This window comes from Mesotoga sp. H07pep.5.4, from assembly GCF_003664935.1.
Classification (GTDB): Bacteria; Thermotogota; Thermotogae; order Petrotogales; family Kosmotogaceae; genus Mesotoga; species Mesotoga prima.
The window spans coordinates 1-18,932 of the sequence record NZ_JFHM01000010.1 but is presented as its reverse complement, the minus strand read 5'-3'; the positions used below and the strand labels follow the sequence as shown (position 1 = coordinate 18,932).

The following is an 18,932-nucleotide window of genomic DNA, read 5'->3' as shown; positions in this document are numbered from 1 at the left end:
TGTCACCTCGCTCTCAACAGTTTACCATCACTCAAGAAAATATATTCGCTCCTGTCGGAGGCGTTTTCCAACTGAAGAAGCAGCTCCTTGTTTGTCTCCAAACTCTCCCAATCAAGTACCTTAACTCTGATTCCTCTCCTGAGAAGCAACACGTTGTTCTCGAAATCAAAGTACGATACCAGTGCAAGAACTCTTCTGTCAGCAAGAATGCCCTCTACCGCTCCGGCAAAAATATCTATGTCTCTTTCGCTGGCTACATAAACTCCATCGGTCAGAATGAACTGTATTCCACCCATAATCGGATAGCTTAGAATTTCAGAAAGATGGGCATAGTCTACTATAACAAAATCCTCCGAAACCCAGTAGTATTTGCCCTCGTAACTGACGATATACTTACCAGGTTTCAAATAAACTCTACCGCCTGAAACATCAACACTTCCCGGTGGGTAAATTATATCAGTTTTCCAGGCTCTTCTAAAGGCCAGCGGAAATTCAATGAGAATCTCGTCCTTATTTACAATCCTGGTTAACTGCTCTACGGGTTCAGTGAAAAACGACTCTAGCACGAAGTTCACTATAGACAATATCCACATGGCAAAGAGAATCACCATGCAAATTCCGGCTCTCAGTGAAAGACTCATACGTCAAGATTGGAAATACTCAGTGCATGCCGTTGGATAAACGACCTTCTTTCCTCCACCTCGCTACCCATTAGTATTGTGAATACCCGATCTGCTTCCTCCGCATCTTCTATGGTTATCTTCACAAGTTTTCTGTCATTTGGATTCATCGTTGTTTCCCACAGTTGCTCGGGATTCATCTCGCCGAGTCCCTTGAATCTCGAGTAATTCAGTTTTCTGTCTGAATGCTCCTTAAGAAAAGTCGTCAACTCCTCGTCGCTGTAGAAGTAGTGCTTTTGCCTGTTCAACTCGATCTTGTACAGGGGGGCTTGAGCAACGTAGACCTTTCCGTTTGTTATGAGTGGGGTCATGTAACGATAGAAGAGAGTCAAGAGAAGTGTCGTGATATGTGCGCCGTCTACGTCGGCGTCAGTCATGATGATTATCTTCCCGTATCTCAGATTCTTGATCTCGAAATCCTCCCCCATCCCGGTTCCAAGGGCAACAATGATATTACTTATCGTTTCGCTTTTCAACATTCTGTCCAGACCGGCCTTTTCGACGTTCAATATCTTTCCCCGGAGAGGGAGTATGGCTTGCGTCTCCCTCGAACGTGCCATCTTTGCCGAACCACCGGCAGAATCACCTTCAACTATGAAGATCTCTGTCTCGTCAAGGTTCTCGGAGATACAATCGGCTAGTTTGCCTGGCAGGGTCGTGTTTTCGAGCGCGTTCTTTCTGCGGACCATTTCTCTAGCCTTTTTGGCAGCAAGCCTTGCCCTGGAAGCCTCCAGAGCTTTACTGAGGATCGCTTTGAGATCCTTTTGATTGTAATCGAAGTACTCTTCAAGCTTCTCCTTGACTACCTTCATTACTGCTTCGAAAGCCTCGTCATTTCCAAGTTTTGCCTTTGTCTGACCCTCAAACTGAGGTTCCTTGACAAAGACGCTTAGGATTGCTGACAGCCCTTCTCGAAGATCTTCGCCCTGAAGGTTCGGATCCTTGTCTTTGAGTACGTTGTGCTTTCTGCCGACATCATTCATTGTCTTCGTTAGAACCGTCTTGAAGCCAGTCAAGTGGGTTCCGCCCTCTATGGTCTTTATGTTGTTTACGAAAGTAAGAATGTCTTCGTCGTAGGAAGATGTGTACTGCATTGCAAGCTGTATCTTGACATCGTTGTACGTGCCTTCTAAATAGATCGGATCCTTATGGATGGATTTCTTGTTCTTCGTTAGAGCCTTCACGAACTCTACGATTCCGCCTTCGAAATGATAGCTCCTCTTTTCTCCGATTCTTCTGTCTTCGAAGGTGATCTTGATTCCACCGTTGAGGTAAGCAAGTTCCTTGAACCTCGCCTCAAGAATATCGAAGTCGAAGTCAGTAACGGTAAAAACAAGTGGATCGGGCTTGAAACTTGTTACCGTTCCCGTCTCGTTGGTCTCCCCGACGACTTCCACCGGAGCAAGGGCCTTGCCTCGTTCGTATTTCTGCCTGTAAATCTTTCCATCGACCATTACCTCAACGATCATCCACTCGGACAGGGCATTGACAACGGAAGCGCCCACACCGTGAAGACCTCCGCTGATCTTGTAAGAGTCCTTGGAGAACTTGCCTCCCGCGTGAAGCGTTGTCATTACAACTTCGAGAGCGCTTGTCCCGGTATCGGGATGGATGTCTATCGGAATTCCACGCCCGTTGTCACTAACAATTACAGAGCCGTCCTCCGTAATTACGATATTGATTCTGTCGCAGAATCCCCCCATAGCTTCGTCGATACTGTTGTCCACGATCTCGTAGACAAGATGGTGAAGCCCCGACTTTCCTGTCGACCCAATGTACATTCCGGGTCGTTTTCTGACGGGATCCAGTCCCTTCAGAATCTTTATGTTTTGTGCGTTGTATAAATCAGACATTTAACACCTCCAGGTCTACCGTCCAATTCTAAATCTGATTCTCTTTATTGCTTCTACTCCCAGTGAAGAGTTCATCCTTTCAAGCAGGATTTTCTCTCGCAGTTTCATCTCATTAAGCCACATACCGTCGTCGACTCGAATTATCAGGGTTCCTTCCGAGAAATCGACGATCGACGAGTGATTTGCGATAGGCTCTCCAACGATCTCTTCCCAATCTTTGTTTAGCTCAAAAACCCGTATCTTTCTGAACAGGCTTGAGCTCTTCGCGAGATCGTTAAATATCTGCCCTATAGTTCGATGGTTCCACTTCATCCAATCCGCTCCAGTTACTATCCTCGGTCATTATATATCCTTCGAAATTATCCAGCAGCAGTCTAGTTATACCATCGGTGAAGTCTTCAATAAGCACTTTATCTTCAAGTCTTCGCACCGGGACGATCCCGACGCTCGTGTGAGTTATGAAGATCTCGTCGGCGCAGAAAAGCTCCCATGCGGGAACCGGTCTCTTCTCCACCGAAATCTCCAGCGATTCGCACAGCCCGATTACGTTGTCTCTGGTAATTCCCGGAAGTACCCCGGATCTTATGTCGGGCGTAACAACTGAACCGTCCATCACGAGGAAGACGTTCGAAAAGGAGCCTTCACAGACGTTACCCTTTTCATTCAAAATGAGCATGTCGTAGTTGTCCCCGAGCGCCTTTCTCGTCCTTATGATCCAGCTTGAACCGGGCATTTTCAGTTGAGGATTGACTATGTCGGCGGAGGGCTTCAAAAAAGGTGAGATTGAGATCTTTACGCCCAGTTCGTAGATGTCTTTAGATGGTGAAGGAAGGTCACTGAAAATAATCGCTGGTCTACTTCGTGCTCCATCACTGATAAGGGAGATTCGAATTCTGAAATCCTGGGTCTGAAATCCCTTGTTTTTTTCCAGCCCCTCTATGATTATTGAGTTGAGTTCCTTGCAGCTAAATGGAACTTCCAGCCCCATCAGAGCAGCCGACTGCTTAAGTCTCTCAAAATGCTTTCTGAATGCAAAAGGCAATCCGTTGTACGTTCGAACTACTTCATAGACCGACTCGCTGTTCATTACGCCCGGATAGAGAACACTTACGAGCGAAGACTGTTCATCGCACCACTGATCGGCAATATAGTTCAGCATCGGAACCCTCCCTTTGACTCTCAATAGAAATTATCGTTGTATTCACAAAGCCTTCGTGTGCCCCTTCAATTGCATGAGGCGCATAGAACTCATCGAATCCGCTGCTTTCTGTATGGCCTGTCTTTTGGATCAAAACACTTGCCTTTCTCCCGATTTGTCTCTCGAGATACTTTTTCCTTGATCTCTTTCCAGCCTCGATTAGCTCGTGCGATCTAGCTTTCTTCGTGCCTGAATCTATCTGATCCTTCATCTCCGCTGCTTCCGTTCCCGGTCTCCTCGAAAAACGGAAGACGTGCACCTTCAAGAATTCAACCTGTTCAACGACTTTCAGACTCTCTTTATGGTCTGAGTCATTCTCACCTGGGAATCCAGCTATAAGATCTGTGGTGAATGCGAATCTTGTATCGACCGATCTGGCCCTATCTACTGCTCTTAGGTACTCATCTACAGTGTACTTCCGTCTCATCGCTCTTAGTATTCTATCTGAACCGCTTTGAAGAGAGAGATGCAGGTGTCTCGCCATCCTCCGAGAAGTAGTGATTAAATGAAGGAGCTCACCGTCCACTCTATCCGGGTCCAGGGAACCTAGCCGGATTCTCCATTCTCCTTCGAGCTTATCGAGCTCGATGAGCAGTTTCACCAGCGAGGAATCGAGATCGAAGCCATAGTACCCAATATTGATTCCGGTCAAAACGATCTCTCTGTAACCTCTGGAAACCAATCCTTCAAACTCCCTCTTCACCAGATCTATTGGTTTACTAATAATCTTGCTTCCCCTTGCGAGCCTCACTCTACAATAAGAGCAGCAATTCAGGCAGCCGTCCTCAATCCCTAGGAAGGCCCTCGTTCTTCCTTCAATGCTTGAAGTGACGGTTAGAAATTCACTTGGTGCAACTCCGTCGGGGCGATTAAGCTGACGAGATACATACTTGTGTATTGCCTTTTTTTCTCTGACTCCGATTACTTCATCAGCTCCAAGTTCTCTTAACTCATTAGGAGAAAGCTGTGAGTAGCAACCGGTTATTATGATTTTTGAGTTGGGATTAAGTCCCTTCAACCTCCTGAAAAGCTGCCTGAGTTTTCGTTCTGCTTCGGAGGTTACTGTACACGAATTCACAATGAAGAGATCTGCCTTGTCCTGTGAAAAGCCCACTTGGTAATCGTGCAGCATCTCGGCCATTGCCTGGGATTCGTATTGGTTCATTTTGCAGCCAAACGTATAGATTGAAACCTTTTGCTTCATCTATTGATCTTGCCTTGAGTCGCTACGTGTATAAGATAAATCCTGTTTACTATTCCCACTAGCTTTCCTTCATCGTCTACGACGGGCATGATTTTAAGCCCGTTCTTGATCAGAAGGTCGGCTGCGTATATAACCGTATCGTCGGGCTTTATAAGAACAGGAGGTTTGACCATGTGTTGAGAAACGTGATCATCCTTTATCTTGCCGAGCCGGATAACGAACTGGTGAGTATCGGGAATGAACGATGCCGATTGAAGAAGGCTGAAGTAACTTGGGAGAGCGCTTTTGATAACGTCGCTTTCGCTCAAGAATCCCACAACCTTGAACTCCTGATCTACCACCGGTAACCCTGATTTATTCTGTCTCAAGCAGAATACAATGAAATCCTCGATCGTCTCATCTTCGAAGATTGCCGATACGTCTCTTATCATAGCTTCTTTTACTTTCATAGAGATCACTCCAGCTTTCGGATATCGAAGGAATCAAGATGTTGCTCGATATCCTCAAGTGAGATAAGTTCCTTACCTATATATTCGGCTTCCGCAACGGCAGCAGCCATTCCCCTCTTCGCCGCCAGAAAGCAATCGTTCTCGTTTTCTATCATGGAATGTACCACTCCTGCCATGAAGGCATCTCCGGTTCCCAAAAGGTGAGACCTATCTATGTGGCCCTTGGTTTTGAACAACCATATTCCGTCTCTCGTGGCTATGACGTCGCCTTCAATAGCATAAGAAAGTATCGCCAATCGGGAACCGCTTTCAATAATCTTCTTCGCGGTCCTGACGTAATCTTCGAGTTCTACCATGGTCTCGCCGAATAACAGTTTCCTGCTTCTCAAATCAGGTCTGGCAACGGTGATAACTCCAGCCTCCACAGCTATTTCGAATGCCGGCCCGATTCCTTCTGCAAAGGAAATCTTGCCCGAGTCAGTGACTTTCTTGCACAGAGTCTTACAGATGTCGTTGTCTACGCCTCTCGGAATGCTGCCCGAGACGACTACATGCTTCGCCCTTGAAAGAGCGACTTCGAATCTTCGAATGAACATCCTCAAATCATCAGACTTGATCAAAGGTCCGGATGAGTTAATCTCTGTTATAGTCTCGCCAAGCGGATCGACGATTGCTATGTTTTCCCTGGTCTCTTCTTCTACATGGACAAAGGCGGTTGTGATCAGATCACTGATCAAACGCAGTCTCTCTTCAACGACTTTTCCTATGTATCCACCCAGAAATCCCATGGCAACGTTCCGGACTCCGAGACCGGAGAGAATAACCGATACGTTTATGCCCTTACCGCCTGGGTCCATTACCGAGTAGCTGGGATTCTTCACCCTGTGGAACTCGTTAATCTTGAAATTTTCAACAATGATCTCCCTGTCCAGTGCAGGGTTAAGCGTAACGGTAAGAACGTCCACGGTTCACCTCCGATGGGGAGAAATTATCGGTTGTTCAAAACGAAAACTTCGGGACTTCCGACATATGAAATTTTACCATTTTTAAGAACAATCAACAAATCGGAAATGTCTAGAAGCCTCAAAACAAACCTTGAAGAGATTATCATTGTCACACCGTTCCTTGTATCCAAAAGAACGTTTTTCACTTCAGTACAGGCGTCGTCATCTAGGTGGTCTAAAATGTTGTCGAGAATGATTATCTCCGGGTGTCGTATGAGGGTGGAGAATACGAGCAGCGAGAGTCTCTTGAAAAGAGGTATTGTCTTTAGAGAGGTTTCCGCCTTCAGTGAAAGCAAGTCCAGGAGATCAAGTTCATGAAAGAGGTCCAATTCGCTTTCCGCGAAGTCTTCGAACTCAAATCGCTTGCCTTTCAAAAACCTGAAGAATTCTATTAGAGTAAAATTAGACATTGCCTCGAGAAAGGTCGTGTCGACGTAAGCAACTCTCTTCCTCACGCTCTTTCTTTCGAGGGAGTCTATATCCTCGCCGAACAGCTTGATCGATCCTGTATAGCTAACTCTGTCAAACAGTTCTTCGTTCAAGTGAATGAAACTTCTGAGAAGCGCCGATTTACCAGCCCCTCTTGCTCCTTGCAGGAGTGCGATGCTCCCCTTTGGCACATCAAAGGTGATGCCGTCGAGCATCTTCCTTCCCTCGACGAGTAGAGTAAAACCTTTCAATGAAAGAGCAGTCTCAATCACGAGACTGCTCCTCTTTGCCGTTCTTATCGTTCAAGCGACTAAACATTTCCGTGCTGGCGAGTAAATCGCCATTCTTAGCTTTTTTCAATAATTCAATTTGGGAAAGAATCCTGGGACTTGTTTCAACCGGTCTTGCTTTCTTTTTCTCAACCAAGTTTTCACGTCCCTTCGCTGGTGTACTTTATTATAAACATAGACTCTTTGCTCTGAAATGATGCAATAATTAACAGCCTGTAATTAAATGGCTAAATCAGTCGCGCTTGGACGTGTTCAGCATACCCAGGAGAGCCTTGAGCTGCTTGCTTCTGGAAGGATGTCTGAGCTTTCTTAGTGCCTTTACTTCGATCTGACGGATTCTCTCTCTAGTTACGTTAAAAAATTGACCGACTTCTTCTAGAGTCTTTGTCTTTCCGTCTAGAAGTCCATACCTCATCTTGAGCACCATCGCCTCTCTCGGCGAAAGAGTATCGAGAATCTGATCGATCTGCTCTCTAAGAAGCATCTTCATCGCGGCTTCCTCTGGCTGTTCCATGGAGTCATCGTGGATAAAGTCGCCCATAGTCGATTCTTCGTCGCCACTTATCGGCGATTCGAGAGAGACGGTTTCTTTCGAGGCGGCGAGGATCTCCTCTATCTTTTCCGGTGTCTTGCCGGTTAGGTTTCCAAGTTCCTCTATCGTTGGATACTCACCATGGTCCTGCAAGTGTTCACGTATTACTTTGTTTAGCTTGTTTATCGTTTCAACCATATGGACAGGAACTCTTATAGTTCTTGCCTGGTCTGCAATAGCTCTGGTTATAGCCTGTCTTATCCACCATGTGGCGTAAGTGCTGAACTTGTATCCCTTTTTCCAGTCGAATTTCTCTACAGCCTTAATAAGCCCGATGTTTCCCTCTTGAATGAGATCAAGGAAGGTCAAACCGCGTCCGATATACCTCTTTGCGATGGAAACTACCAGTCTCAAGTTTGCAGTGATCAGCTCTTCCTTAGCCTTCGGCTCTCCCTTTTGTGCCCGACGGGCGAGCTCCCTTTCCCTGCTTGGCGTAAGAAGAGAGATCTTGCCAATTTCCTTCAGATACATCTTTATTGGGTCCTTTAATGATATGTTGTCATACATCTCAGGCGTAGTTTCAAGTATCGAAACAAGCTCCTCGCTGCTTTCGCTTTCTATGTCATCGTCATCTTCAACTGGCTCCTTTTCGACGATATTGATCTTGTTCTTTTCAAATTCCTCGTATATCGATTCAACAAGACTAGAGTCAAAGCCTTCGTAATCCGGCGGAAAAGCGCTGTCTATATCTTCGTATGTAACAAATCCCTTCTTCTTTCCCTGTCTAAGCAGTTTCTTGATTCGTTTGTCTATCTCTTCCTTAGTCATTAGAGCACTGTTATCGCCTGTTTCATCTGAATCGGCTTCGTCATCCGCTATTTTCTCGGCAAGAGATTTGATGTTATCCGCAATAACCTTGGCCCCTGACTTTGTTTTCTTCTGTTTTTCCAAACTAATCGCCACCCTTCATCTTTCTCTCGAGCATTCTTCTTAGCTCGATCCTCCTGATCAGCAAAGCCTTTCTTGCCCCCTCATCCTTGACCTTTGGAAGTCTTCGGTCAATCTCTGCCATCTCCTCTTCCACAAGTCTCTTGTTGGCATACAATCCGGTTGACTGGAGAACACGTTGTGCGGTATCAAAATCAATGCAAGTAGATGCCAGTTCGATCAGTTCTCTGCCTATACTTTCTTCCACCAGATCGAGTAACTCCTCAAGTTCCAGACCCTTTTTCATTCCTTTAAGGAGTTCCTTCAGGTCTCTGCTTTCATTCATCAACTCTAGCTGTTTGACAACCGTTGCCCGCAGCTTTGGATGCTGCAAATATATCCTTATGTGATCCTTGAGTTTCAGAGCTAAACCGCTTTTCATTTCCCCGCCGGAGCTCTTCGACATTCCACCGCGAAGTGCGGATTCAAGCTCTCGCTCCGAATAACCTGTCTTCTGTGCAAGCGCTGCAATCGTCGACTGGACGGCAGCAAGGTTTCCAGTGCTTCTGAATGAGATCACATATGGTTTGAGATGCTCTATCAGGTGCTTTCGGCCCAAAGGAATCGACAGATCGAGTTTTCTCGAAAAGAACTCGACTCTGAAGGCAGGGCCCGGAATCGCAAGCGCGAGGGTCTCCTTTATCGCCTTTGGACCTTCTGCAACAAACAAATCGGCCGGATCTTTCTGATCTCTCGAAAAAACAACGGCCGTTCCAAAGTCCAGCTTCTCTGCAATGTCTATGGACCTAAGTGATGCTGTCTGACCAGCCTCGTCGGAATCTAGAAAGAACAAGAGGTTACGCGTATAATTTCCGAGAATTCTAAGATGCCTTTCCGTCAGCGCAGTACCGAGTAGGCCCACCGAGTTCGTTATTCCTGCCTCGAACAGGGAAATGACATCAAAGTACCCTTCTGCGATCACCGCGTAGTTCAACTGCTTAATGGCCGCCCTGGCACGTGAAAGATTGAATAAGAGTCTATTTTTCTGGAAGTATTTCGACTCGGATGAGTTGATGTATTTCGGTCCCTTTTCGGCATCCATGATTCTACCGCCGAATCCAACAACTTTACCCGATTCATTGTCAATCGGAATCATAAGCCTGCCAGCAAATCTATCGCTATAGGTCGCCCCTCTCCTCACCAGAATCCCCAGTTGAAGAAGAGTCTTTTCATCGGTTCTAAGTTTCGACGGCAGTGACTGCGGAAAAGTTCTTTCATCCGGTGAATAACCGAGCTGAAATTCGTCTATCGTGTTCTGGGAGATCCTTCGCTTTTCCAGAAGATAGGCCAGTGTCTCGGGCCTCTTCTCTTTTAGTTCTCTATTGTAAATACCCGCAAGCCGAGACATGATCGTTGTGAATTTATCGTACTCGGACTCGGCCGTATCGACCTGAATGGGAATGCCTGCATAATCGGCAAGTCTCTTAACTGCCTCTGCGAACGAAAGATTCTCGATCTTCTGATAGAAAGAAATCACATCACCTTTTTCACCGCAGCCAAAGCAATGAAAGAAGCCCCTTTGAGGGTGGACATAAAATGAAGGGTCGTTGTCGTTGTGAAACGGGCATAGTCCCCTGTAAGAGCTTCCGGCCTTCTGCAGGTTCACATAGCGCCCTATGAAATCGACGATGTTTATGGATTTTTTTATCTCGTCGAGTTCCTCTTTGGTGAACACTGAATCACCACCGGCAAAAAAAGGCCCATACGCTCTATGTACGGGCCGTATTTTTCGAAACGTGTTAACGCTTGGAGAATTGAGGTGCTCTTCTTGCTTTCTTGAGGCCGTATTTCTTTCTCTCGACTTCTCTTGGGTCTCTCGTCAAGAGACTGTTCTGTCGTAGAAGCTTCTTGAGATCAGGATTGAACTTAACAAGCGCTCTGGCGATTCCTAGACTTATCGCACCAGCCTGGCCGCCAAGTCCACCGCCGTTTACTCTTATGATCATGTCGAATCTACCTATGGTGTTTGTGACAACGGCGGGTTTCAGTGCACTCCTGACCCATGCGTCATTTGAAAGGTATTCCTTAAGATCCTTGTATTCTTTTCCATTTATTAAGAGCTTACCGGTTCCAGGTCTCAGGTGAACTCTCGCAACAGAGGTCTTCCTTCTGCCTGTTCCGTAATAATCAACAAAGTCAGCCATGCCTCAACCTCCTCATTTAACCAGTTCGATAAGTTCGGGCTTCTGAGCGGCGTGTTCATGCTCGGGACCTGCATATACCTTGAGTTTCTTAAGCATCTTTTCACCAAGAGCCTTCTTGGGGAGCATTCTCTTCACTGCAAGTCTTACAACCCTATCCGGGAACTTGTCCATCATCTGTCTTGCCGTTCTTTCCTTTATGCCTCCCGGATAACCCGAGTATCTGTAGTACTTCTTTTGGTCGAGTTTCTTGCCGGTAAGCTTAACCTTGTCGGCATTAACTACTATGACGAAGTCACCGGTATCAAGATGGGGAGTATAATATGGCTTGTTCTTTCCCATCAGAACCATTGCGATCTGTCCAGCAAGTCTTCCCAGCGGGACATCAGTCGCATCGACGACGTACCATTTCTTCTCTATCTTGTTGCCATTATGATCAACCAGATAACCGAGTGTCTTCTCGATTTCTCCCTTTCTTTTCGTCTGCACCTTGGAGTGGGTTACTGCCCATCTGCACAAAGGTGTCTTCTGAATCTTCATAGATGCAATCCTCCTTAACCGAACAGCCTACTCGCTGTAGACACTAACGTACTTGCGGTTGTTCTTCTCTTCAAAGTGAACCTTGCCATCAATAAGAGCAAAGAGGGTATGGTCTCTGCCGAGTCCTACGTTCTTACCGGCGTGAATCTTTGTTCCTCTCTGTCTAACAATAATGGAACCCGCCTTCACGGCTGAAGATTCGCCTCTTTTAATCCCAAGATATTTGGGATTACTCTCTCTCCCGTTTGACCTTCCCGCGCTTTTTCGGGCCATCTCATTTCACCCCCGTCTCGATCTTCTCAATAGAGACTTCCGTGAACCACTGTCTGTGACCGTTTACTCTGTCGAAGTTCTTTCGGGGGCCAAACTTGACCACAAGCACTTTTTTGTCTCTACCGTGAGAAACAACCTTGCCTACAACTTTTGCGCCGTTCACATAAGGTTTGCCTACCGTTGCTTCTTCTCCGTTGTGGACGAGAATCACTCTGTCGAAGACTATCTCGTCTCCGCTTTCCTTTCCATTCTGCCTTTCGGTGAAGAGAGTCATGCCTTCCTCGACTCTATACTGTCTTCCCGAGGCCTCAATGATGGCATACACTAATAGCCACCTCCTCATGCAATAGAAATGTGCTGAAACCAGGTACCTTTCGGATTTTAGACCTGCTTCATGCACGAAAAACCACTCGCGATCAAAATTCTATCATAATTGGCAGTGACAGAACAGTGTAAGAGTAACGTTTATATTACGAACGAGAAAGAGTTTTGAATAGATGAGATCTCTCTGACTCCCAAGTTACCATATTGACAGCCCTATTGCCCGTGATATAATCAGTTACGAAAACGGAGGCGTATCCTAATTGGCTAAGGAGCCGGTCTCGAAAATCGGTGGGGTTGACGCCCCTTGTGGGTTCGAGTCCCACCGCCTCCGCCAGCGGGCCGTTGCGCCCTTATTTTTTGGAGGTGGTATCGTGATCCTCAAGGAGATCCTAGAGCTTCTGAAGAGTAAGAAGGGTAAGATGGATTACTCCATTCCAAAGGAGTGGTTACCTGACGGGTACTCAGGTACCTTGAAGCTTAGAGATCGATACATATTTGTGGACCCATACGAATTCGGCTCAAGCATAATTGAAAGCATAGCCGCTAAAGCCGAACCGGGAGTCGATTATTCGAAGTCGCTGGGCAGGATTAGAAACGAGAGCGACAATCTTTGGATCAAATCCGCAATCGTCTACGGATCATTCGTCAGGTCGACCGCAGCCTACTCGCATCAAGACCCGGAATTCTTCTCAGATCTCCATTCGCAAGAATACTCGGAATCAGGGACCTTCCTTAAGATGATCTATATGCTTCCATATCTATCGAAGATGGGCTTCGACACTCTTTACTTCCTCCCTGTTACCAGTTACAGCGACAAGTTCAAGAAGGGAGAACTAGGCTCACCTTACTCCGTGAAGGATTTCTTCTCAATCGATGAACGCTACCACGATGTCTTGCTTGAGGATATGGACGTCGAACGCGAATTCAAGGCATTTGTCGAAGCGGCCCATATTATGGGAATGAGGATCGTTCTAGACTTCATCCCGAGAACTTCCGCTAGAGACTCTGCCTTAATACTCAAACATCCCGAGTGGTTCTACTGGATAGACGCATCTCATCTTAAGGACTACAGGCCGCCCAAGATTGATGGTCTCGGCTTCGACCAGGCCAGGGTTGAGACGTTGCCTGTCATCTACTCGAATGAGAACGTGAAGAAGCATCTGGCGATGTTCAGGTACTCGCCGGAGAAACTCAATCCGGAAAAGTGGAGAAACTTCGTCGCCCACCACGAAGGCAGCGACAACTTCCTTGATGAGCTCGTTTCGGAGTTCGGCGTAATAACACCTCCGGGTTTTTCCGACTGGATAAACGACAACCAGCCCACCTGGGACGATGTTACCTTCCTGAGGCTGTACAAAGATCATCCCGAGGAATCACGGAAATTTCTTTCAGAGGACCAGCCTCCCTACGTTCTCTTTGATGTAGTAAAATCATCCTTCTTTCCTGGGAAAGAGCCCATGACGGATCTCTGGGAAACCATTGAGAATATTATGCCCTTTTACAACAGTAAATTTGGCGTCGATGGCGCAAGGCTCGACATGGGTCACGCCCTCCCCAGAGAGTTAGAGCTTAGAATAATTCGTAAGGCTAAGGAGAACGATGCTTCGTTTGCAATTATTGCCGAAGAACTTGTGATGGGGAATGACGAGAAGGCGAGACAGTCTGGCTACGACTGTATTTTGGGGAATACATGGTGGATGGAACCGAGAATAACTGAGGGAAAATTCAAAGAACTTGTATACGAGATTCTTCCCAGACTACGCGTGCCGACGCTGGCCTGTGTTGAAACTCCAGACACTCCCAGGGCAGTCGCGAGACCGAACGGGAAGAAGTTTTCGCGCTTTGCGACCGTTCTGAACTACTTCTTGCCAAACGGAATAACTTACGTCAATTCCGGCCAGGAGATATTCGAGATACAACCGATGAATCTAGGCCTGGATAACGACGAGGACGGCAGATATGTCCTTCCGCCAAACGATCCATTCTACGGCAAGCTGGCTTTCTTCGATCCGTATGTTCTCCACTGGAACGCGGATGACGACATGGTCGATCTGATTTCCCTTCTATCTTCACTGAGAAGAGATAATCTTGAGCTCATCAACCCCCATGATTTGAAACTTCTCTGGGAGGAAGACATCGAATCTGCAGGACTCTTCTACTGGAATGGGTCGAAGGGATTGCTGGTTGTTGCTAATGGTGACTTCCAAAGCATGAAGGATTTTCACATAAACCTGGGTTATTTTACCTGGAAGAGCGAACACAAAGTTGCGTGGAAGCTCAAGGGTTTCGATGGTCACTCGGAATGGAAGGTAGGAGGCGACTTTCATCTCTCGTTAGGTCCCGGAGAGGTGGCAGTGGCAGAAATCAAATAAAAAAACGGGCCCCGATGGGGCCCTTCTTATATCTAGGAATTACTTCTTTGGCTGTACATAGAACCTAACTGCCGTTCTTACTTCTCCGTCGATGTCAACATCCGAAAAGGTTGGAACACATACGAGATCCATACCGCTTGGAGCAACGTAACCTCTGGCAATTGCTATGGCCTTTACTGCCTGATTGACCGCTCCGGCTCCAATAGCCTGAATCTCTGCTACGCCCTTCTCTCTGAGTACTCCGGCAAGTGCACCAGCAACTGCGTTTGGTTTTGAGTGGGTTGCTACCTTTAGTACTTCCATGACTGCTACCTCCTCTTGAGATCTGTCATGCTACTGGGAGAGAGATTTAGGATGGTGCGCCCGGCAGGATTTGAACCCGCAACCATCGGAGCCGAAATCCGATGCTCTATCCGTTGAGCCACGGGCGCATGGAAAAAGAGAAAAATGGGGTGGCTGGCGGGGTTCGAACCCGCGGCCGCCTGATCCACAGTCAGGCGCTCTTCCAACTGAGCTACAACCACCATAGAAATTGCGTGGCGCGCCCGGCAGGACTCGAACCTGCAACCACCGGATTAGAAGTCCAGTGCTCTATCCATTGAGCCACGGGCGCTGGAGCGGCCGACGGGAGTCGAACCCGCAACATTCGCCTTGGAAGGGCGATACTCTACCAATTGAGCTACAGCCGCACTAATGACCCTTGGTCGGGAAGACAGGATTTGAACCTGCGACCTCCTGTGCCCAAGACAGGCGCGCTTCCAACTGCGCTACTCCCCGCTCACGAATTTAAATATATCAGATTTTAAGGATGTCGTCAATAGTACAGAATCCAAGTTATAGGCGAACGGGGATTAGCACCTTTATAATTCTCTCCCAGTAACTTGTCAAAGATCTAGGCTAAAAATTAGACTGTGTCGTGATCGTGAGGTTCAACATATCACAACATCGTGAGCCATATACAGGAAATGTAGTAGAATATTCTTGAGGTGGTTCTAATTGAATGGAATCGTTACATCGAATCTCGTGAAAAGATACGGTTCGTTTGAGGCTTTGAAGGGCGTTTCACTTTCGATAGAAGACGGCGATCTGTACTGCCTTCTGGGGCCGAACGGTGCAGGCAAGTCAACCCTTATAAGAATCCTTACTGGATTGATGAAACCGACGTCAGGTGAAGTGAATATTGCCGGACTTGATATGAAACGAGATCTGAAGAAGATTAGAGAGAAAGTCGGTCTTGTGTCGGAGCGAGTAATTCTCTATGATCGTCTTACTCCGGTCGAGAATCTTCTATTCTTCTCTTCAATGTTGAGGATTGAGAAAAGGACTGCGCTGAAAAGGATAAATTCTCTTTTAGAAAAGGTAGACATGATCGAGTGGAAAGACAAACCTGTAAGGGTTTTTTCGACAGGAATGAAGCAAAGAGTCAACTTTGTAAGGGCCTTGTTGCACGAGCCATCGATTCTCTTCATGGATGAACCGACACTCGGACTGGATCCTCATTCGACCAGGACTATAAGAAATATGGTCAGAGAACTCAATGAATCGGGAAGAACGATCGTGCTGACCACCCATATCATGAGTGAAGCTGAAAATATCGCGAAATCAGTAGGAATAATGAATAAAGGCAAACTCATAACGACCGGAAAACTGGAGGCCATCCGCGCTTCTTTGAATAGAGACCGCCTTACTATAACTGTGAAAAACAGACCAGAGGTTCCATTTGAATCTATAGATGGCTACATGAGCGATAGCCGGCTAAACGGAGTTGTGAGGATAGATTTCAGGCCAGGGACAACTATGGAAAGCGTTCTTCCCAAGATACTCCAGATGAAGCTCGAAGTGATAGATGTTGATCACATAAAGCCTTCTCTTGAAGACGTATTCGTCGAGCTTACCGGAGAGAAATCATAGAGCTAGAAGACTCCACGGATCGATCTTCAAACCACCTTCAAGTCTTGACTTTTCTGCAGCCCAGCACATGAGGTGACTCTGAATCGACTCTTTGAACGAAGTTGACAGCCCAGCCGTTTCGCCTTTAAGGTATCTTACGAAATCTCTAGTAATCTCCATGTCTCCGCCGCCGTGCCTTGATTCGTCATGTGATATCTTATAAATCTTCGTCTCTCCTGAGAACAATCTCAGCTCGACTCTGTCGCTTTCGAAGTCTCCGTAGATCTCTCCGTCGCTTCCGCTAATGAAAATCTTTCTTGTCTTTGAACTTGTGAAGGCATTCATGGAGAAAGATGCTTCCACACCATTTTCGAACGAGACCAAAACGTTCTGATAGTCGACAACGTTGTTATCGCTTCTGAAAACGCATTTGCCGTAATTACCCGTACGGAGAACATCCCTTCTCTTCTCGAGTGACATATCATTTCCAATCGTATTCACTGGCCAGTCGGTATTATCTGAAAGATACTGGGTGACGGCCGAATACGGGCAGGTTCCTTTTAGAGGACAGTCCAGGCACCTTCCAGTAGAACTCTCGGGTGCGTTCTCTCTACGGAAGTATTTGAGGCCACCGTGGGAAACAACTGAAAGTGCTCTTGACGAAAGCAACCAGGTGAGGATGTCCATATCGTGACAGCTCTTTGAAAGGATAGAAGGACCTGCAAGCTCCGATCTTCTCCAGTTTCCCCTCACGTAAGAATGGGCGAAGTGATAGTATCCGACCTGTTCGGTGTACTCAACAGCAATTAACTTTCCGATAGCTTCAGATTCAAGAAGCGACTTGATCGTTTTGAAGAAGCCGGAGTATCTCAAAACGTGGGCAAGAAAAAGCCTCGACGTATCTGCACCGGAGCTTATCAAATCCCTTATGCCGCTCAAATCCGCAGAGATCGGTTTCTCGAGTAGAACAGCGTAACCACTTCTGAGAGCTTCGATTGCCGGCTCGACATGCACCGCCTCAGGTGAGGCGACGATAACACCATCTGCAAACCTGGGTCGCGAAAGGAGCGACTTCCAGTCAGCCACAGCATTTTGAGGAATTATAGAATGATCCTTTGCAAATCTCTCTCTTCTAAACTCGTCGGGCTCAGCCACAGCAACGACGCGCGCATCGCCCATTGAAAGGACAGCCTCACCATATGCGAAATACCCTCTATTTCCAGCGCCTATCATAATTAGATCTATCAAGAGAATCGACCACCTTCATCTTCACTGAATCGATTCTATCACTCAATTCTTAAAGAGAAAGATAGGCAAATTTCCCTTGATGTGTTATAAAGGGAAAGATCAAAAACGAAAGGACGTGACGAGTTTGACAGACATAAAAAGAAACGACACAGAGATCGTAAGAGTCTCCAAGAGAGAATACAAAGGCCATGAATTCATTGATTTGAGGATCTACTATCAGGACGATGAAGGAGACTACAAACCTACTAAGAAAGGAATCACAATCAACCCAAAACTCGTCGATGAACTTATAGACGCACTCAAAAAAGAAAAAGACTCTGCCCCAGAAAAAGAATAACTCTCATGCCGTCGCCGGTCACGTAAGCCGTGATCGGCTTTCATGAAAGAGCTTTAATCCTTCATAAGAACTGGAAGTCGTTTATAAGAGCTTGATTTATAGTGCTTCTTAATCCATGCTGTTGGCTCTTAGAAAGAAACAAAAAGGAGAATCATAGACCAAACGGAATCTCACATGTAAGCAACGCTGTGCGCTGGAAAGAGCCGTCCTTCGGTGCTCGTCCAAGACCATGGACCCGTCCTTCGGAAAGACTGGTTCTTCGTTCCGACGCTGCGCGTCCAGGTTGTTCGTTCTTGAACAGATCCCGTATCAAGTCCGGGATGACAGTGTTAGGCGATTGCGATAACGTCACATTCCGCCATCCTCAAGAAACTGTCCTTCGTCAAGGATCATGAACCTGTCCCTCGAAAGAGCCGCTATCCATTTAGGAACAAGAACCCGCTGTATGCCGATGAAAACCGCGTTGTCCGTCAACGGTCCACGGTCCTCCGAGAGGATCAAAACCTAGATCCCGAAACAAGTTCGGGATGACACAGTGAGAAACTTCCCAAAGCCGATGTCGGGATAACTTCCTTAGTTGCATTGAATCCCTGAACTGATTGCCGGTTCTCTTCACGAGACCCCATACCCTGTAATCGATACCCTGCGCTCCGCGTCATCTGAAATTGTTTCAGCATAATGGTTGTGGTTCTTGAACATGGCGAAGAACGAAGAACAGATCCTCGCTCTGGAAGAACGGGTTCTCCTTGGGGAACGGAGAACCGTTCAACGGCAAACCGGTTTCACTTGGCTTTTTCCAACGCCCTACGTCCTACCGCAAACCACGCTATATCCCTTCGAAAAGCAAGATCCCGAAACAAGTTCGGGATGACAGCATGCGTGACTTCTGAAAAATCATGGCGGTTTGAAAGCGTTTGTTAATTCCGGGAACATCTCAATTCGTCATGAACTTGTTTCAGCATCCAGCTCCTATTTATTCTTCGGAGAACGGAGAACCTTTCAATGGCGAACCAGTTCCTTTGCTCTTTCCTACCACGTACCCGCTACCCCCAACACCGGTCTAACAACTCACAACTTGGGACTGATCCTTGCTCTTTCCAGCCTCTTACTACTGACCACTAACCAAGGTTTCTGGAAAGCCCAGATCCTGAACAGGAGCATTTCAGTTACTCTAAGTTGTC

The 18,932-nt window shown here is 46.8% G+C and carries 20 protein-coding genes and 6 tRNA genes; 4 read left to right on the top strand and 22 right to left on the bottom strand.

Annotated elements, in window-relative coordinates; all coding sequences use genetic code 11:
• Positions 1-2: 2 nt before the first annotated feature.
• The 14 genes from Y696_RS06495 to rplU all read right to left on the bottom strand — a co-directional run bounded on the left by Y696_RS06495 (position 3) and on the right by rplU (position 11,905).
• Complete coding sequence (locus tag Y696_RS06495) at positions 3-641, bottom strand: DUF4894 domain-containing protein (RefSeq protein WP_014730916.1); 639 nt, start codon at positions 639-641, stop codon at positions 3-5.
• Positions 638-2,533: a DNA topoisomerase (ATP-hydrolyzing) subunit B gene (gyrB, locus tag Y696_RS06490; protein ID WP_014730915.1), complete on the bottom strand. Its 1,896-nt coding sequence runs from the start codon at positions 2,531-2,533 to the stop codon at positions 638-640. The genes Y696_RS06495 and gyrB overlap by 4 nt, the downstream gene beginning before the upstream one ends.
• 15 nt (positions 2,534-2,548) lie before the next feature.
• Entirely contained in the window at positions 2,549-2,845 is a 297-nt protein-coding gene (locus Y696_RS06485) for a DUF721 domain-containing protein (RefSeq protein WP_006486579.1), read from the bottom strand.
• Positions 2,808-3,692, bottom strand: a complete 885-nt coding sequence (locus tag Y696_RS06480; protein WP_039882224.1) for an aminotransferase class IV — start codon at positions 3,690-3,692, stop codon at positions 2,808-2,810. Before Y696_RS06480 ends, Y696_RS06485 begins: the two co-directional genes overlap by 38 nt.
• Complete coding sequence (mtaB, locus tag Y696_RS06475; RefSeq protein ID WP_006486577.1) at positions 3,658-4,935, bottom strand: tRNA (N(6)-L-threonylcarbamoyladenosine(37)-C(2))-methylthiotransferase MtaB; 1,278 nt, start codon at positions 4,933-4,935, stop codon at positions 3,658-3,660. Before mtaB ends, Y696_RS06480 begins: the two co-directional genes overlap by 35 nt.
• The gene (locus Y696_RS06470; RefSeq protein WP_006486576.1) at positions 4,932-5,384 is read right to left on the bottom strand and encodes an HPP family protein; all 453 of its coding nucleotides are present in this window, start codon (positions 5,382-5,384) and stop codon (positions 4,932-4,934) included. The genes mtaB and Y696_RS06470 overlap by 4 nt, the downstream gene beginning before the upstream one ends.
• A gap of 5 nt (positions 5,385-5,389) precedes the next feature.
• Positions 5,390-6,349: a 1-phosphofructokinase family hexose kinase gene (locus Y696_RS06465; RefSeq protein ID WP_121510013.1), complete on the bottom strand. Its 960-nt coding sequence runs from the start codon at positions 6,347-6,349 to the stop codon at positions 5,390-5,392.
• Positions 6,350-6,372: 23 nt separating this feature from the next.
• Positions 6,373-7,089 (bottom strand): ATP-binding cassette domain-containing protein, encoded by a 717-nt coding sequence (locus tag Y696_RS06460; RefSeq protein WP_006486574.1) that lies wholly within the window; start codon positions 7,087-7,089, stop codon positions 6,373-6,375.
• 250 nt (positions 7,090-7,339) lie between these two features.
• On the bottom strand, positions 7,340-8,467 hold the full coding sequence (gene rpoD, locus Y696_RS06455) for an RNA polymerase sigma factor RpoD (RefSeq protein WP_201764222.1): 1,128 nt from the start codon (positions 8,465-8,467) through the stop codon (positions 7,340-7,342).
• A gap of 124 nt (positions 8,468-8,591) precedes the next feature.
• Positions 8,592-10,301, bottom strand: a complete 1,710-nt coding sequence (dnaG, locus tag Y696_RS06450; protein ID WP_006486571.1) for a DNA primase — start codon at positions 10,299-10,301, stop codon at positions 8,592-8,594.
• 64 nt (positions 10,302-10,365) lie between these two features.
• Complete coding sequence (rpsI, locus tag Y696_RS06445; protein ID WP_006486569.1) at positions 10,366-10,770, bottom strand: 30S ribosomal protein S9; 405 nt, start codon at positions 10,768-10,770, stop codon at positions 10,366-10,368.
• A gap of 12 nt (positions 10,771-10,782) precedes the next feature.
• On the bottom strand, positions 10,783-11,307 hold the full coding sequence (rplM, locus tag Y696_RS06440; protein ID WP_006486568.1) for a 50S ribosomal protein L13: 525 nt from the start codon (positions 11,305-11,307) through the stop codon (positions 10,783-10,785).
• A gap of 27 nt (positions 11,308-11,334) precedes the next feature.
• Positions 11,335-11,580, bottom strand: coding sequence for a 50S ribosomal protein L27 (rpmA, locus tag Y696_RS06435; protein ID WP_006486567.1), 246 nt, complete (start codon positions 11,578-11,580; stop codon positions 11,335-11,337).
• 1 nt (position 11,581) lies between these two features.
• Positions 11,582-11,905 (bottom strand): 50S ribosomal protein L21, encoded by a 324-nt coding sequence (rplU, locus tag Y696_RS06430; RefSeq protein WP_006486566.1) that lies wholly within the window; start codon positions 11,903-11,905, stop codon positions 11,582-11,584.
• 244 nt (positions 11,906-12,149) lie between these two features.
• Between rplU and Y696_RS06425 the strand changes: the two genes are divergently transcribed.
• Both Y696_RS06425 and Y696_RS06420 read left to right on the top strand, forming a co-directional pair.
• Positions 12,150-12,238 (top strand) — tRNA-Ser (locus Y696_RS06425).
• A gap of 37 nt (positions 12,239-12,275) precedes the next feature.
• Positions 12,276-14,276 carry an alpha-amylase family glycosyl hydrolase gene (locus Y696_RS06420; protein WP_051070360.1) on the top strand — a complete coding sequence of 667 codons (2,001 nt, stop codon included), beginning with the start codon at positions 12,276-12,278 and terminating at the stop codon, positions 14,274-14,276.
• A 39-nt stretch (positions 14,277-14,315) separates the two neighbouring features.
• On the opposite strand, the gene Y696_RS06415 is transcribed toward Y696_RS06420, so the two are convergent.
• The 6 genes from Y696_RS06415 to Y696_RS06390 form a co-directional block, all read right to left on the bottom strand.
• Positions 14,316-14,579 (bottom strand): stage V sporulation protein S, encoded by a 264-nt coding sequence (locus Y696_RS06415; RefSeq protein ID WP_006486564.1) that lies wholly within the window; start codon positions 14,577-14,579, stop codon positions 14,316-14,318.
• 52 nt (positions 14,580-14,631) lie between these two features.
• Positions 14,632-14,707, bottom strand: a tRNA-Arg gene (locus Y696_RS06410).
• 17 nt (positions 14,708-14,724) lie between these two features.
• Positions 14,725-14,800 (bottom strand) — tRNA-His (locus Y696_RS06405).
• Positions 14,801-14,813: 13 nt separating this feature from the next.
• Positions 14,814-14,889, bottom strand: a tRNA-Arg gene (locus tag Y696_RS06400).
• Positions 14,890-14,965: transfer RNA gene (locus tag Y696_RS06395), tRNA-Gly, on the bottom strand.
• A gap of 12 nt (positions 14,966-14,977) precedes the next feature.
• Positions 14,978-15,053, bottom strand: a tRNA-Pro gene (locus Y696_RS06390).
• A gap of 219 nt (positions 15,054-15,272) precedes the next feature.
• Between Y696_RS06390 and Y696_RS06385 the strand changes: the two genes are divergently transcribed.
• A complete protein-coding gene (locus tag Y696_RS06385; RefSeq protein WP_006486563.1) occupies positions 15,273-16,187 on the top strand; it encodes an ABC transporter ATP-binding protein in 915 nt (304 codons plus the stop codon).
• Here the strand turns inward: Y696_RS06385 and Y696_RS06380 are convergent.
• Entirely contained in the window at positions 16,182-17,414 is a 1,233-nt protein-coding gene (locus Y696_RS06380) for a Gfo/Idh/MocA family protein (RefSeq protein WP_006486562.1), read from the bottom strand. The two genes, Y696_RS06385 and Y696_RS06380, sit on opposite strands and share 6 nt — an antisense overlap.
• A gap of 124 nt (positions 17,415-17,538) precedes the next feature.
• Between Y696_RS06380 and Y696_RS06375 the strand changes: the two genes are divergently transcribed.
• A complete protein-coding gene (locus Y696_RS06375) occupies positions 17,539-17,751 on the top strand; it encodes a transcriptional coactivator p15/PC4 family protein (protein ID WP_006486560.1) in 213 nt (70 codons plus the stop codon).
• Positions 17,752-18,099: 348 nt separating this feature from the next.
• Here Y696_RS06375 and Y696_RS14275 read toward each other — a convergent pair whose 3' ends face one another.
• A complete protein-coding gene (locus Y696_RS14275; protein ID WP_006486555.1) occupies positions 18,100-18,225 on the bottom strand; it encodes a hypothetical protein in 126 nt (41 codons plus the stop codon).
• Positions 18,226-18,932 lie beyond the last annotated feature (707 nt).